The following is a 13,354-nucleotide window of genomic DNA, read 5'->3' as shown; positions in this document are numbered from 1 at the left end:
CGGGCCGGCGGGTGGCGGGTCGACAGGCATCCCGCTCCCTGGTCGACACGACGGGTGACGGCCGGCTGGACGTCGTCGGGTTCCACGACGACGGCGTCTGGGTGTCGCTCCAGGACGAGGAGGGGGTCTTCTCCGAACCCGTGTTCACCCTCGACGACTTCGGGGTCGACAAGGGATGGCGTTCGGTCGAGGAGCACCCGCGGTTCCTGGTCAAGACCACCGCCGACGGCACGGTGGACATCGTCGGGTTCGGCCCGCAGGGGGTCGTCCTGTCACGCGGGCGCGGAGACGGCACGTTCGAGGAAGCCCGTCTCGTCCTCAACGACTTCGGGGGCGCCCAGGGGTGGACGGGGCGCAAGCACCTCCGACTCCTCGCCGACACGACCGGCGACGGGACCCTCGACATCGTCGGCTTCGGTGACGAAGGAGTCTGGGTGTCCCACGGCCGCGGCGGTGGGTTCGGGGCCGCTCAACTCGTCTGCCGGGGATTCGGGCACGACGAGGCGGCCGGGGGCTGGCGGGTCGACCACCACCCCCGCCACCTCGCCGACGTCACCGGCGACGGACGCCTCGACATCATCGGGTTCGGCGGCCCGGGGGTGTACGTCGCCCGCAACCTGTTCCGCCGCTTCATGGCCCGGTGAACACCGGCGCGACGCCCGCCGCCGGTCGAGCAGGTGCCGTGCGGGCGGGCGCGACGACGTCACCCGCGGCAGGACCGAACCGAGGAACGTGAGGAACCGCGATGAGCTCCCCCGGCGCCACGACCACGCAACCCCCCTCCTACACGGCCACCGTGGTGGCGGGGAACGGGACCCAGGGCGGGGGTGGCGACGGCGGTCCCGCGACCTCCGCCCAGCTGAGCTACCCGGCGGGGATCGCGGTGGACGCCGGGGGTTCGCTCTACATCGCAGGGTGGCACAACCACCGGGTCCGGGTCGTCGCGCCGAACGGCGTGATCACCACCGTGGCGGGCACCGGTGTCGGCGGGTCCGACGGTGACGGCGGCCCGGCCACCTCCGCCCGCTTGAGCTACCCCGTGGACGTGGCGGTCGACGGCGCCGGGTCGCTCTACATCATCGACCTGGACAGCCACCGGGTGCGCAAGGTCTCGAACGGCGTGATCACCACGGTGGCCGGGACCGGGACCGCCGGGTTCGACGGTGACGGCGGCCCGGCCACCGCAGCCCGGCTGTTCGGCCTGCGGAGCATCGCCGTGGACGGCGCCGGCAACCTCTACATCGCCGACACCGGCAACTACCGCGTCCGGAAGGTCGCGGCCGACGGGGTGATCACCACGGTGGCCGGGTCGGGGACGTCGGGAGGCGGCGGCGACAACGGTCCGGCCACCGCCGCCCAACTGTCCCACGCGATCCAGCTGGCCGTGGACGGCGCCGGGACCCTCTACATCTCCGACTCGGTGCACCACCGCGTCCGCAAGGTCGCCGCGAACGGGGTGATCACCACGGTGGCCGGGACCGGGACCGCCGGGTTCGACGGTGACGGCGGCCCGGCCACCTCCGCGCGCCTGAACTGCCCGGTCGGGGTCGAGGTCGACGGCGCCGGCAACCTCTACATCGCCGATTCCAGGAACGACCGGATCCGCAGGGTGAGCCCGAGCGGGGTGATCACCACGGTGGCGGACAACGTCACCTCCTGCTTCAACCGCGCCAACGACCGCACCTTCGACACGCCCAGGTTCTTCGACGCGATGGCCATGGACAACGCCGGCGACCTCTACCTCGCCGGCAGGGACAGGCAGCAGGTCGTGCGGATCACCCTGGCCGAGGACCCCGCTCTCCCCGCCTCGGGCACCGTGGTGTCCTGGATCAACCGGCGCAGCAGCCTGCGGCTGGGCGTCCGCAACGAGTCCTCCGCCGAAGACGCCCAGATCCACCAGAGCCCAGGCGGTCTCAAAGCCCACCGGCGGTGGCGGCTCACCGTGGTGGCGCAGGACCGGGGCGTCGACTACTACACGATCGAGAACATGAAGAGCGGCAAGGTGGTGGAAGCCGTCGGCACGAGCGTCGTCCAGCGCACCTACGCCGGCGCACGGCACCAGCAGTGGCAACTGCTCCCCGTGACCTCCGCGACCACCGGCGCTCCGGTGTACCGGATCGCGAACCGGGACAGCGGCCGGTTCCTGCACGTCGACTCCCGCAGCTCCGCGTCCATCGAACAGCGCGGCCCGCAGCCCGGCTACGACGGCCAGGAGTGGGAGCTGGAACCGGCATAGGGGCGCGTACGCGCGAAAGTCGCGCCTCGGAACGCAATCGCCTCCAACGCGCCGGCGCCATCGCCGAACTGGCCGAGGCCGCCGCCGCACTGGGCGGTGAGGCGGCCGACGAGGCGCGTCGCCACGTCGCCGAACTCGCCCGGCTCGCCCACCGCGTGCCGGGACCGCACGTGGTGGCCGGCCTCGCCGCCGCGCGGGCGTTCCTGGCCGAGGAACCCGACCAGCTCACCGCCGTCGAGGACGCGCTCGCCGCGACCGGCACGCGGTTCCCGGTGCTGCACGCGCGGCTGCTCCTCAAGGGCGCGCGTGCAGCACCGGAACCGGTACGTCGCCGAGTCGCGGGCCGCGCTGCGGGCCGCCCGTGACGCGTTCGACGCCCTCACCCTGCGCCCCTGGGCAGAACGCGCCCGCGCCGAACTGCGTGCCGCCCGGCGAGCAGTCCGAGCGGCCGTCGGCGCGGGCACTCGACGCCCTCACCCCGCAGGAGCTCCAGATCGCCCAGCTCGCGGCGGAGGGCAACTCCAACCGCGAGATCGGGCAACGCCTGTTCATCTCCCACCGCACGGTCGGCTACCACCTGCACCGGATGTTCCCCAAGCTCGGCATCACCTCCCGCGCCCAGCTCGCCGGCATCATCCCCGATCTCGTCCCCACCTGATCGCTGTGCCCAGGTGGTGCTCGAAGACCTCCATGCACATCCCCGACGTCGGCGGGGATCGGCCTGGACGCCGCCGAGGTGATCCGACGGCGCCCGGCCGGTCACCGCGTCAGCCGACCGTGATCTGGCTCGTCCAAGCGTTCAAGAGCGTCTGGACCGGCGTGTAGGTGCAGTTCCCGTAGGCGTCACCGCCCGCGATGATGCCGACCGCGATCACACCCCCCTGCCCGTCGTGCGCGAACACGGGCCCGCCACTGTCGCCGGGTTGGCACAGGCTGCCGCTGGCCGTGGGAGTGACCATCTGCTGACCGCAGTTGATCTCCCCGTTGAAGTTCTCATAGCTGTAGCACCGTTCACCCGGACCGTTCAGGAATCCCGTTTGCAAGCCGCTGAACGATCCGTTGAAGATGACCCGGCAACCCTGGCACGAGTAGGAGGTGCCGCGCACAGCGAGGGAATAGTCGCCGTCGTCGAGGAGATTGCCGTGGGCCCACATGCGGCCGCCGTAGTCGACGCCACCGATCAGGCCGCCGTCGAGGCCGCCGCCGCCGAACCTCCGGAACTGCATCGTTCCGAAGTTCGTGTAGCCGACGCCCCGGTTGCGGGTTCCCCCTGAGGACGTCATAGCCGCGTAGGTGGTTCCCACCTGCCCGCAATGGCCGGCTGTGAGAGCGTAACGCGTGCCATGGGCATTGGTCACGGAGAAGCCGTAGGTGCAAGCGCCATCCACGTTGCCGTAGCGGATGCCTCCGTAGAACGGCGAACTGTCGTTGAACCTTCCGGACATCCCCTTGAGCCGCTTCTCGACGTGGAGCGACACCGCGTCGCCGAACTCGGTCCGCACCGCCGACTCCACCTCGGCGGTCAGCTCGGTCACGCCGACGGTCACCCGGTTCGTCGCCGGGTCGATACCGTAGGAAGCCAACGTGGATGCCAGCGCCTCGGTGCCCGGGATGGCGTCCGCGACCTTCTTCAGGTCGGCGGTGCTGCGCTCGGCGGGCACCACCTTCGCCGCGATCTTCTCCAGGCTCGCCTCATGCCTGAGGGCGCCGGTGTCGGCGTTCGCCTCACGGCCCTTCACCACGTGGATCGTGACGTCGGCGGGGCCGTTCGTGCTGATGCCCGCGAAGACGTCCGGCCGGCTGTCCACCCTTGCCCTGATGCGGTCCAACGCGGCGAGCCGCCGTGCATCCTCCTTGTCCGCCTCCGACCAGGCGTTGGCGTCGATGACGTCCCGCACCGGCGCGACGCCTTTGTCCGGAGCCGGTGCGGCGACAGCCGACGCGGTGCCGGAAACGAGCGATATGGCAACCAAAGCGTAAAGTGCCGACCTCTTCACAGATCCACCCGATCTCGACTGGAGAATGGGACAGTATGAGGTCCGGACCCCTGCGCGACGCTATACCAGTGCCTTTCCCCGGTCAACGAAATCGTCCGGCGGTGAGTCGTCGCGGTCTCGCGGGCGGGACACGGCCACGGCCGCAGACGTGGCCGTCCACCTCTTCCGAGAGGTGTCGCCGGCGGCATGTCCCGCCGGCGGTACCGCCGGTCAATGCGGGAGCAGACACGACTTCAGGGTCTGCGCCGTTCGAGCGCATCTGGAAAATAGTGTTCGCGTTCGCAGCTCCATCCCTCTAGAGTCCCTCTCGGGAGGATGGGGCGGCCGATCCGGGGGTGTCCTTTTTCGGGGGTGGCTTCGGCGTGTGCGTGTTACGTGCCATCCCGTCCACTTACCCGTGACGCTGCCACCCACCCCGCATTCGGCATGCACAGAGATGGGCAGTGAGAGGGACAAACAAAATACTTTAGTCGCTGAACCGTTCCCTGGTAAGCAGATCGCCGCACACCCGCCCGGTTCGGCGTGCCACTGCGTCGAAGCCGCCGACGGCCGATCCCGTCGGAACGCGAAACAAGGGAGGAACTGTGTTGCACAGACGCGCCTTCACCATCGTCACGGTAGTTGTGCTCGGGTTGACCGCGCTCGTACCGGGTGCCAACTCGGCGCCGGCCGAGATGCAGGACGAGGCCACCTGGGTCTTGGCGGAAGAGGACGCGGGCGCGGTCCGCGCGTACGTGGAACAGCACCCGCAGGACTTCTCGGGCTTCTGGCTCGACCGGACCCGGAACAGGTTCGTGGTGGCCGTCCCCGAAGGGCTCGACGTCGCACCGCGGACCGGTGCGCTGCGGCGGTTGGCGCCTGTCCGGGCGGCCTCCGCCCACGCCGCGCCGGTGGAGGTCCAGCGGCGGCCGGCATCGCTGGCCGTGCTGAACGACGCCCTCGCCAAGGTCGGCGACAAGCTGAGGGAGGTCGCACCGGCCGCGTCACCGGTCAACTCCTGGTACGCGGACGAGCAACTGGGCAAGGTCGTGGTCAAGGTCAGCGAAGACGTCGCCGGCGCCACCGCGTCCGTTGCCGGGTTGGTCGACGCCGACCTGGTTTCGGTCGTCCCGGAGAAGGGCCGCAACACCACCCACAACGCGGTCGTGTCGGTGCAGGAGCCGGTGAAAGCGGTGCGGGTCACCCGAGCCCGGGTGGACGAGCTGAACGCGATGGCCTACCCCGGCCCCGACCGCGAGTACGACCACCTCCCGTTCTACACCGGCAACAGGATCATCCGGTGGGACGAGGGCCGGGTCAGCTGGTGCAGCAGCGCCGCGGTCAACTACGCGCGGACGCACATGTACACGGCAGGGCACTGCTTCGTCGTCGGGGAGGAGATCCTCCAGGGTTACTACGACCAGCCCACCAACACGGTCTACTACTCCGACGAGATCGGCCCGGTCGTGTCGTCGCAGTGGGGCAACAACCGCATCGACGCCCAGTCGGTCAGCACGACCAAGTACACCAACCGCCAATACCACGGGACCGTCACGACGCCGACCAACCTGATGCAGTTCAAGGACACCTCCTCCTTCGTCGGGATGCGCGTGTGCGGCAACGGCTCGGTGAGCGGGACGCGGTGCGCGGGCGAACTCGTCCGGACGAACGTCTGCGTCTCCTACCCGGACGCCGGCGTCAGCCCGTGCGGCATGTCCGTCGCCCAGTCCCTGACCAACACCCCGCTCAGCCAGCCCGGCGACAGCGGCGGCCCGGTGATCCGGGACAGCACCGGGACCGGCGCGCAGGTGGTCGGCATCATCTCGGGAGGGAACGAGGCGCAGCGCACCTTGTTCTACTCGCCCATCGCTGCGGCCTGCGCCCAGGTCAGCCCGTTCACCTGCGACTGAGCCGCCACACGGGGATAGGATCGAGACCATGGCCCGAACCGTCCCGGTCCGCCGATCAGCCGTCGTGATCACCCTGGCGCTCCTGGTGGCCGCCACCGGTTGCCGCGACGTGGAAGAGGGGAAGACCGTGCCCCCGGGCACGGCCTCCAACCCGTCGATGACCATCTCCCACCTCCCCCCTCCCACCAAGACGAGCCCTTAAGCGGTGGGCCAGGCTCGACGCGGTTGCGTTGAGCAGACAGCGCTCACGGCGGCCTGGTTGTGCGGTGCGGGTCGGCGTTGGGTGCGCTCCGAGGCCGGTCCGCACCGCGCCCGGGCGTCAGGACGACTCGGATGGAGGCGTCCGGGCGGACGGTGCCGGGGCCGGCGGTTGGCGTGCCGCGGGCGACGCCCGCCAGGCATGTCCTCCGTGGTTCTCCACGCCGGTCGCCGTCGAGCGGCTCACCGGGGTGCAGCGTTGTCGTCATCGGGTCGACTCGTTCGAGTCCGCCCGGACACCCCGCGTCGTGAGACGGCTCCGACATCGTTCGCGTTGAGCCCCGATGGCGTGGAGAAGGACGGAAACCCATGTCACCCCAGTACGTTTCACGGTACGAAGCACGGGTCGATCTCGTGCGGGCCACGTTGCAGGAGTTGTCCGATCTGGACGCGAAAACCGCGCACGACGTCGCGGTGCGCGTGGTGCACGTGTTGGACCACCTGCCGGAGAGCGTTCGGTGATCGTGGACGGGTTGTTCAGCCATCCAGAGGTCCGGCAGCCGGTCCCGTCGGCCGATGACGAGCACGAGCCGCTGCTTCTGGAGCCCGGGACGAAGGCGGGTCAGGCGTAGTTCGGTGGGCGGTGGCCTTGGTGGGCGGGTGCGGCCGAGGTCGGCCGGGCGCAGGCGGAACACCTGGAGGTCCAGGTCGAAGTACCTGCGGGTCTCGCCCACCCAGGGCATGTCGGCAGGGACGCGGTCGAGTTGGTCCGTTTGTCGGACCGGCCGTTGCGGCAGGTCGCCGACGACGGTCACTGACCAGGCCCGATGTGGTCGCGGCGCCGGCGTCGGACCTGATCGGCCGAGACTTCACCGCCCCGGCACCGGGCCGCCGACATCACCTACCTGCCCACCCGCCAAGGCTGTCTTTACCCGGCCACCGTGATCGACCTGCACACCCGCGAGGTCGTCGGGCACGCGATGGCCGAGCACATGCGCGCCGAACCGGTCCGCGACGCCCTCGACCTCGCCGCCGGTCGCGGCCTGACCGGCGACGACGCGATCTTCCACGCCGACCGCGGGACGCAGTACAGCTCCGGGCTGTTCCGCGGCGCGCTCACCGGTGACGGCATCCGGCCGTCGGCGGGGCGGGCCGGGTCCTGCTTCGACAACGCCGTCGCGGAGTCGTTCTTCGCCACCCTCAAGACCGAGATCGGCACCACCGTGCGACCACGCCCGACGCGACGTGTTCGCCCATATCGGCTACTACAACCACGACCGCCTACATTCCGCACTCGACTACCGCGCCCCGCACGAAGCCCGCGTCGGCTACCGTCAAGCACTCACCCTCGTGGCAGGAAATCCGGTGTCCGGTTCTCGGGGACAACCTCAGGGGAGTCCGGCAGCCGTGCCATGTTCCAGGTGGGTGAGCGGCGGGTTGTGCTCACCCACCGGGCGACCGGCGTAGGTGTGTCGCTATCGGAACGTCCACGTGGGCGTGGACGTGCGCCCCAGAGTGGTCGTGGTTCTGTGCCGTCGATGTGCACTCCGCCTGGTCGGAGGCGGGTGCGCCGCGGCTCCGCTCGGAGTCAGCGCGGGTGTTGGCCGAGGGGACCGGTCTTGACCGCCGACAGGAAGGTTTGCCACCGGTCGAGCGGGAATGCCAGGTGCGGCCCGTTGCGGTTCCGCGAGTTTCGTACGAAAGCAAGGCCTGTCATGTGTGCGAGCTCCACGCAGTCACCTTGCTGTGGGCCGGAGTTGGAACTCTTGCGCCAGACCATCCCGAATGGGGCCGGCCTGGTGAACTCCGAGTTTGCTCGCTGCTGCACACGTGCCCCCTCCGCTGCAGGCCAGCCGGGTCCCGACTGATGCTATCGCGGAGTTCCAATCGCCTTCTACCGCCGACCGAGGGACATCGGTTGCTCCGTTGTCAGCAGTGGTGGTTCGGGCTCGATCAGGTTGTTCCTCCACTGAAAGATTCGGCCAGGATGCGGTCGATGAAGGCATCCAGTTCGTCCGGTGGGGTGGCTACCTCCTCCAGTTTGATGAACGCTTCCACGTAGCGGCTCGCGTCTTCGGGGCTGTTCTGGATCAGGATGCTCTGAGACTTCCCGGCCTGATCGATGTAGATGGCGTGGTCCTGCTCGTCACCGGGGAACTCGAACACGGTGAAGGCGCTCTCCATGCCCTGGTGCACACCCTTGTCGAAGCCGATGACCTGGATGGAGATGAACGGCAGCCGGTTGATCTCCTTCAATCGCTCGAGCTGCCTCCTCATTGCCTGCGGGCCGCCGATCTGTCGACGCAAGGCCGCTTCGTCCAGGATGAAGAGAGCGCGCTGATCGCCCCGCTTGTAGAACCTTTCCTGGCGCTCCATGCGGATTTCGACGCCGCGTTCGACAGCGTCCTCGTCATGCGGGTTGTAGAGGCTGACGACAGCGCGCGCGTAATCTTCGGTCTGGAGGAGTCCGGGCACGAACAGCGGCTGGAACTGTCGAATCAGCGACGTCGAGTCCTCCAGCCCCAAGAAGGTGACGAATGACTGTACCAGTCGAGGGCGATACCGGTCCCACCATGCTCGCTGCTTTCCGGACCTGGCCATTTCGACCAATTCATCGATCCGGCCCTGGTCGCTGACCCCATAGAGCTGCAGTAGTGCGCGCAGATCGGTCACGGAAATTCCTACTGCGCCCGTCTCAATCCTGATCAGCTTGGACAAGGACCAGTCCAAGGAATCTGCCGCGCCCTTCTGGGTCAAACTTGCGGCCTCACGGGCCGTGCGTAGTTCGGCCCTCAACTGGCGTTGTTGGGTGACTGGGTTCCGTCCTTTGTCGATCAAGGGTGCGTCCTCCCGAGGGGCGGGCGGGTGGCACTGGCCACCAAGCCGTATGCTTCCTAGCCAGGCGACACCTGGCTACCATCTGACTGGCAGAATGCTACATGGCAGGTTGCGAGGTGGCGGGGAGGTGGTTGTGAAGATCGACACCGCCCATCCACCCCCGTCACCGCGTCCTCGGCTGCTGCTCGTGGCCCGGAACCTCACCTCGCTCAACCGCATCGGCACGGTGCTGCTGACGCTGATGGGTACCCCGTGGTCGATCGACGCCGTGATCGACGAGGGGTCCAAGTACGCGGACGGCCTGGAGGAACGGCTCCGCGGGCTGCACTTCCGCCGGATCGACTGGGAGCAGGCACGGGCGATCCGATGGGACGCCATCCTCGCCGCCCACGTCAACGGCAGACTCGCCGAGCTCCAGGGACCCATGCTGGTGGTGGCGCACGGTGCGGGCTACAACCGCCGGCTCTTCAGCTCGACCCACGACGAGACGGTCTCCGCCGGGCTGTCCTGCCACGAGCTCCTCGCCGGCGGGAAGGTGTTCGCCAGGGTGATCGGCCTGTCACACGAGGAGCAACGCGCGCGCCTGTGCTTCGCGGCGCGGTCGCGTGCCAAGGAGATCGGTGACCCGCTGTTCGACCAGATGGTGAGTTCACGTGGGCGGAGGAAGCGGTACCGCAAGATCCTCGGTGTCGGTGACGAGCGCTGCCTGGTCGTGATCAGCTCGACCTGGAACGACCACTCGCTCATGGCCACCCGGGAAGACCTCGTGCGCAGGCTCGTCGCGGAACTGCCTCGCGATCGGTTCCAGGTGGTGCTGGTGCTGCACGTGAATATCTGGGCCGAGCGCACGAGAGCCGCGATCGAAGTGGCCTACGGGAAAGAACTGGCTGCGGGAATGCTGATCATCGCACCGGACGACAGCTGGCAGGCCGCGGTGATCGCGGCGGACGTGCTGATCGGCGACCACGGTTCGGTGGTCTTCTACGCCGGCAGCCTCGGCGTGCCGCTCCTGCTCGCCGCCGACGGCTCCACCGAGGTCGACCCGGCCTCGCCGATCGCCGCGCTGCGGGACGAGGCCGACCGGCTCGACGTGTCCGCCGACCTGCGCGTGCAGATCGAGTCCGCGATGCGGCGGCGTGACGAGAACAGGTTCGCGGCGGCAGTCAACCGGATGTTCGGCAACCAAGGTCGGTCGTGGGGGACACTCCGCGACACGCTCCACGACCTGGCGGGAATCGCCCCTCCCGACGGGGAACCGCTCATGGTGCCGATCCCGGATCCGAGCCCGATCCGCGGTTCCTACGAATCGACGGCCTTCAGGGTCAAGACGATCATCGACCCCACGCCGTTCGACCGCCACCTCGAGGTGGAGCGATTCCCCGCCATCCTGGCATCCCCGGACACCAGCCCTCACTCGGTGCTCCTGATCGACACCGAAGAGGTCCACCAACCCTTCATCGAGAACGCCGAGATCGTGGTGAACAGGGACGCTGGGCACTACCGCGAGGCCCGGCAGTGGCTCGTCGACGGCCAGCACGACTGGCCTGGAGCCGCTCTGCTGGTGGCCGTGACGGGCGAGTTGGTCCTGATGCGCTTCACGCCCGACAGCCTGGTGCTGCAAGCGCCTCGCGGCGATCCGGTCCTGCTCGGAGCCGCCATCCACCAGTGGCGCGTGGAAGGATTCCAGATCAACGACGCGGTCGAACTGCGGATAGGGACGAGCGGGGCGGTCCACGTGACCGTGGTGCGGCCGCTGTTGCCGCTGCGGTCGGCCTGAGGTCAGTTCGTCCAGTCCGGGCGCCGTCCCCGGTCGATCCACTCCTGCACGTCGGCGCTGCGTGGGCTCCCGGCGTCGACGTACAGTTCCAGCAGGCGCCGCGCGGCCGTGCGGAACCGAATGGTGTCGTGGTTGTCCTGGGCGACACCGACCAGGACCTCGAGCGCCTGTGCCTCCTTGACCGGTTGCTCGCGCTCCCGCGTGGTGACGATCGCCGCCTCCAACTCGGCCGTGGCCTCGTGTTGACGGCGCAGCCTGTGATAGGCCCGCCCCAGGGCGATGTGCACCCTTGCCGCCGCCATCTCGTCACCGAGGCGTTCCATCGTGCGCAGTGCCTCTTCCAGCACGGGTACCGCGCGTTCTTCGAGGCTTGCCCGCACGAGCACGTCACCGAGTTGGTAGGACTGCAGTGCATAAGAGCGTTCGTCGCCGAGCGCGCGCTGCTTGAGCACGAGGTCCTCGAAGACGTCCACCGCTTCCGCGTACCGGCCCTGGTCCCGGTACAGCAAACCGGTCGATTCCAACACCACCGACGTGGCCTGCGGATCGTCTCCCGCCAGTCGCCGCGCGATCTCCAGTTGCAGGCCCGCGGCGCCGAACTCGTGGAGCTCGATGTGCGCACGGGCTAGTTGGTTGCGCATGCGGACTTCGGCGGTCACGTCATCGCACCGCTGTGCCGCACGCACCCCCAGCTCATGCGATTCGATCCAGTCCGCGTAGTTCTTGTGGCTGTGGTAGAGAGCCCAAAGCGATTCGCACATCTTCCACACGACGTCGTGCGAACCGAGTTTGTCCGCGGCGCGCATGGCCGCCAACAAATTCGTCCGTTCCACGACCAGCCACGCCATTCCGGACGCGGCGTCGAATCGCCCCGACCACCCGGTGAGGTCGTGGCTGCCGCGACGCCACCTGTTCCCGAGGACAGCCCGATCAGCCGCGGCGGCACCGGTGGCGTACCAGTCGACGAATCGGTGGAGCGTGGCCTCGCGCTGCTCGGCCGGGTCATCCGTTTCCGCCCGTCCGCGGGCGTGCAGGCGCACGAGGTCGTGGAACCGGTAGCGATCCCCGTCCAACTGCTCCACCAGGTTGGCGGCGCACAGCAGCTCCAGGTCCGCCTCGGCGGAGAACGCCGGTGTCGCGCCGGCGACCACGGCGACGTCACCGCCGAACTCGGGACCGGGGTGCAGGCCGAGGCGCCGGTACAGGATCTGCGCGGACTCGCGCAGGTCGGCGTAGGCGGTGTCGAACATGTGCTTCACCGGACTTCCCCCCGGATCGATGGTCAGGCGGTCGAGCCGTTCCCGGTCGTCGGAGAGGTGGCGTACGAGCCCGGCGGGTGACCAGCGTGGTTGTGCCAGTCGGGCCCCGGCGACGCTGAGCGCCAGCGGGAGACCCTCGCAGAGGCGCACGAGTTCCCGGATGCTCGCCTGGTCCTGCTCGGCCGCGGGGGACATCAGTCGGGTTACGAGGCGCTCGCCCTCATCGGCGTTGAACGGCGTCAGGTCGATGAACTGGGCACCGTCGATGGCCAAACCGTTGAGCCTGCGCCTGCTGGTGCCGACGATCACGCTGCCGCGCCCGGCGGGTGACAGGGCGCGCACCTGCGCCGGCTCGTCGATGTCGTCCAGCACGACGAGCAGGCGGGCGTGGGCGGTCAGGCTGCGGAACAGCGCCACCCGCTCCGGGTACTGGGTCGGGAGGTACTGCTGGTGCACCCCGAGCGATCGCAGGAAGAACGCGACGATCTCGCCCGTGGCGACCCCGTCGCGATGGCGGTACTCCGCGACGTTGGCGTAGAGCAACCCGTCGCCGAACCTGGAGTGGTTGGTGTGAGCCCAGTGCAGCGCCAGGGCCGACTTGCCCACGCCGGCCATGCCGCTGAGCGCGAGGATTGTCGGCCTGGTGCCCCCGCGGTCCACCGCCTCGTCCATCAGGCGCAGTTGGACGGCACGGTTGACGAAGGCGTGCGGGGCGGGTGGTAGCTGCATGGGCGCGTGGTGCGGTGCCGATGTGACGATGTTCAGTTCGCCTATGGACGAGGCCTGGATGACGTTGCCCACCGACGATCCGGTGACATCATTGCGTGGGGCCATGTGCCCACCCTCCGACTGGCCTCGCCGACAGCCGAGGAGCGGCACGACGTCCACGCCTCGACAGAGGTGCGGATGAGTATGGCATCAGATGACACTCGCCGGGAGCTTTTCCGGTCAAGAGAGCACCCGGAACAAGTTCACCCGTCCGGTGGTGTAATGGTGTGACTGAGGCGAAAGTTAACATAGATTACACCTCATTTGTGGGCAACTGTCACCCAGTGAATCGTCCAGTCGATACAACGTGTTGCGCAACTCCGCCGAGTCGAGCCACATCACCTGTTCGGGCAGTACCGATGCCCGGTCGAGTGACTGAGCCCTCGTGATAC

Annotated in this window: 12 protein-coding genes and 1 pseudogene; 9 read left to right on the top strand and 4 right to left on the bottom strand. The window is 68.8% G+C overall.

What is annotated here, in order from left to right:
• Positions 1–11: 11 nt before the first annotated feature.
• The 4 genes from ACWEFJ_RS02555 (at position 12) to ACWEFJ_RS02540 (ending at position 2,894) form a co-directional block, all read left to right on the top strand.
• Positions 12–644, top strand: coding sequence for an FG-GAP repeat domain-containing protein (locus ACWEFJ_RS02555; protein WP_449712682.1), 633 nt, complete (start codon positions 12–14; stop codon positions 642–644).
• A gap of 101 nt (positions 645–745) precedes the next feature.
• On the top strand, positions 746–2,236 hold the full coding sequence (locus ACWEFJ_RS02550; RefSeq protein ID WP_449712681.1) for an NHL domain-containing protein: 1,491 nt from the start codon (positions 746–748) through the stop codon (positions 2,234–2,236).
• Entirely contained in the window at positions 2,215–2,601 is a 387-nt protein-coding gene (locus tag ACWEFJ_RS02545; protein WP_449712680.1) for a hypothetical protein, read from the top strand. The genes ACWEFJ_RS02550 and ACWEFJ_RS02545 overlap by 22 nt, the downstream gene beginning before the upstream one ends.
• Entirely contained in the window at positions 2,598–2,894 is a 297-nt protein-coding gene (locus tag ACWEFJ_RS02540) for a helix-turn-helix domain-containing protein (RefSeq protein WP_449712679.1), read from the top strand. The genes ACWEFJ_RS02545 and ACWEFJ_RS02540 overlap by 4 nt, the downstream gene beginning before the upstream one ends.
• A 109-nt stretch (positions 2,895–3,003) precedes the next feature.
• On the opposite strand, the gene ACWEFJ_RS02535 is transcribed toward ACWEFJ_RS02540, so the two are convergent.
• A complete protein-coding gene (locus ACWEFJ_RS02535; protein WP_449712678.1) occupies positions 3,004–4,233 on the bottom strand; it encodes a hypothetical protein in 1,230 nt (409 codons plus the stop codon).
• A gap of 584 nt (positions 4,234–4,817) precedes the next feature.
• Here ACWEFJ_RS02535 and ACWEFJ_RS02530 point away from each other — a divergent pair.
• The 4 genes and pseudogenes from ACWEFJ_RS02530 to ACWEFJ_RS02515 form a co-directional block, all read left to right on the top strand.
• Positions 4,818–6,122 (top strand): hypothetical protein, encoded by a 1,305-nt coding sequence (locus ACWEFJ_RS02530; protein ID WP_449712677.1) that lies wholly within the window; start codon positions 4,818–4,820, stop codon positions 6,120–6,122.
• A gap of 28 nt (positions 6,123–6,150) precedes the next feature.
• A complete protein-coding gene (locus ACWEFJ_RS02525) occupies positions 6,151–6,324 on the top strand; it encodes a hypothetical protein (RefSeq protein WP_378095140.1) in 174 nt (57 codons plus the stop codon).
• A 365-nt stretch (positions 6,325–6,689) separates the two neighbouring features.
• Complete coding sequence (locus tag ACWEFJ_RS02520) at positions 6,690–6,842, top strand: DUF6307 family protein (protein ID WP_449712676.1); 153 nt, start codon at positions 6,690–6,692, stop codon at positions 6,840–6,842.
• Between the two features lie 356 nt (positions 6,843–7,198).
• Positions 7,199–7,471, top strand: a pseudogene (locus ACWEFJ_RS02515) (DDE-type integrase/transposase/recombinase); the annotation flags it as partial.
• Positions 7,472–7,908: 437 nt separating this feature from the next.
• Here the strand turns inward: ACWEFJ_RS02515 and ACWEFJ_RS02510 are convergent.
• The gene (locus ACWEFJ_RS02510) at positions 7,909–8,100 is read right to left on the bottom strand and encodes a DUF397 domain-containing protein (protein ID WP_378095162.1); all 192 of its coding nucleotides are present in this window, start codon (positions 8,098–8,100) and stop codon (positions 7,909–7,911) included.
• A 173-nt stretch (positions 8,101–8,273) separates the two neighbouring features.
• Positions 8,274–9,116: a helix-turn-helix domain-containing protein gene (locus ACWEFJ_RS02505; protein ID WP_449712799.1), complete on the bottom strand. Its 843-nt coding sequence runs from the start codon at positions 9,114–9,116 to the stop codon at positions 8,274–8,276.
• Positions 9,117–9,291: 175 nt separating this feature from the next.
• Between ACWEFJ_RS02505 and ACWEFJ_RS02500 the strand changes: the two genes are divergently transcribed.
• Positions 9,292–10,935, top strand: a complete 1,644-nt coding sequence (locus ACWEFJ_RS02500) for a hypothetical protein (protein ID WP_449712675.1) — start codon at positions 9,292–9,294, stop codon at positions 10,933–10,935.
• Between the two features lie 2 nt (positions 10,936–10,937).
• Here the strand turns inward: ACWEFJ_RS02500 and ACWEFJ_RS02495 are convergent, their stop codons facing one another.
• On the bottom strand, positions 10,938–13,028 hold the full coding sequence (locus ACWEFJ_RS02495) for an NB-ARC domain-containing protein (RefSeq protein WP_449712674.1): 2,091 nt from the start codon (positions 13,026–13,028) through the stop codon (positions 10,938–10,940).
• Positions 13,029–13,354 lie beyond the last annotated feature (326 nt).

Source organism: Actinosynnema sp. NPDC004786, from assembly GCF_053601135.1.
This window is presented reverse-complemented; position numbering and strand designations above follow the sequence as displayed.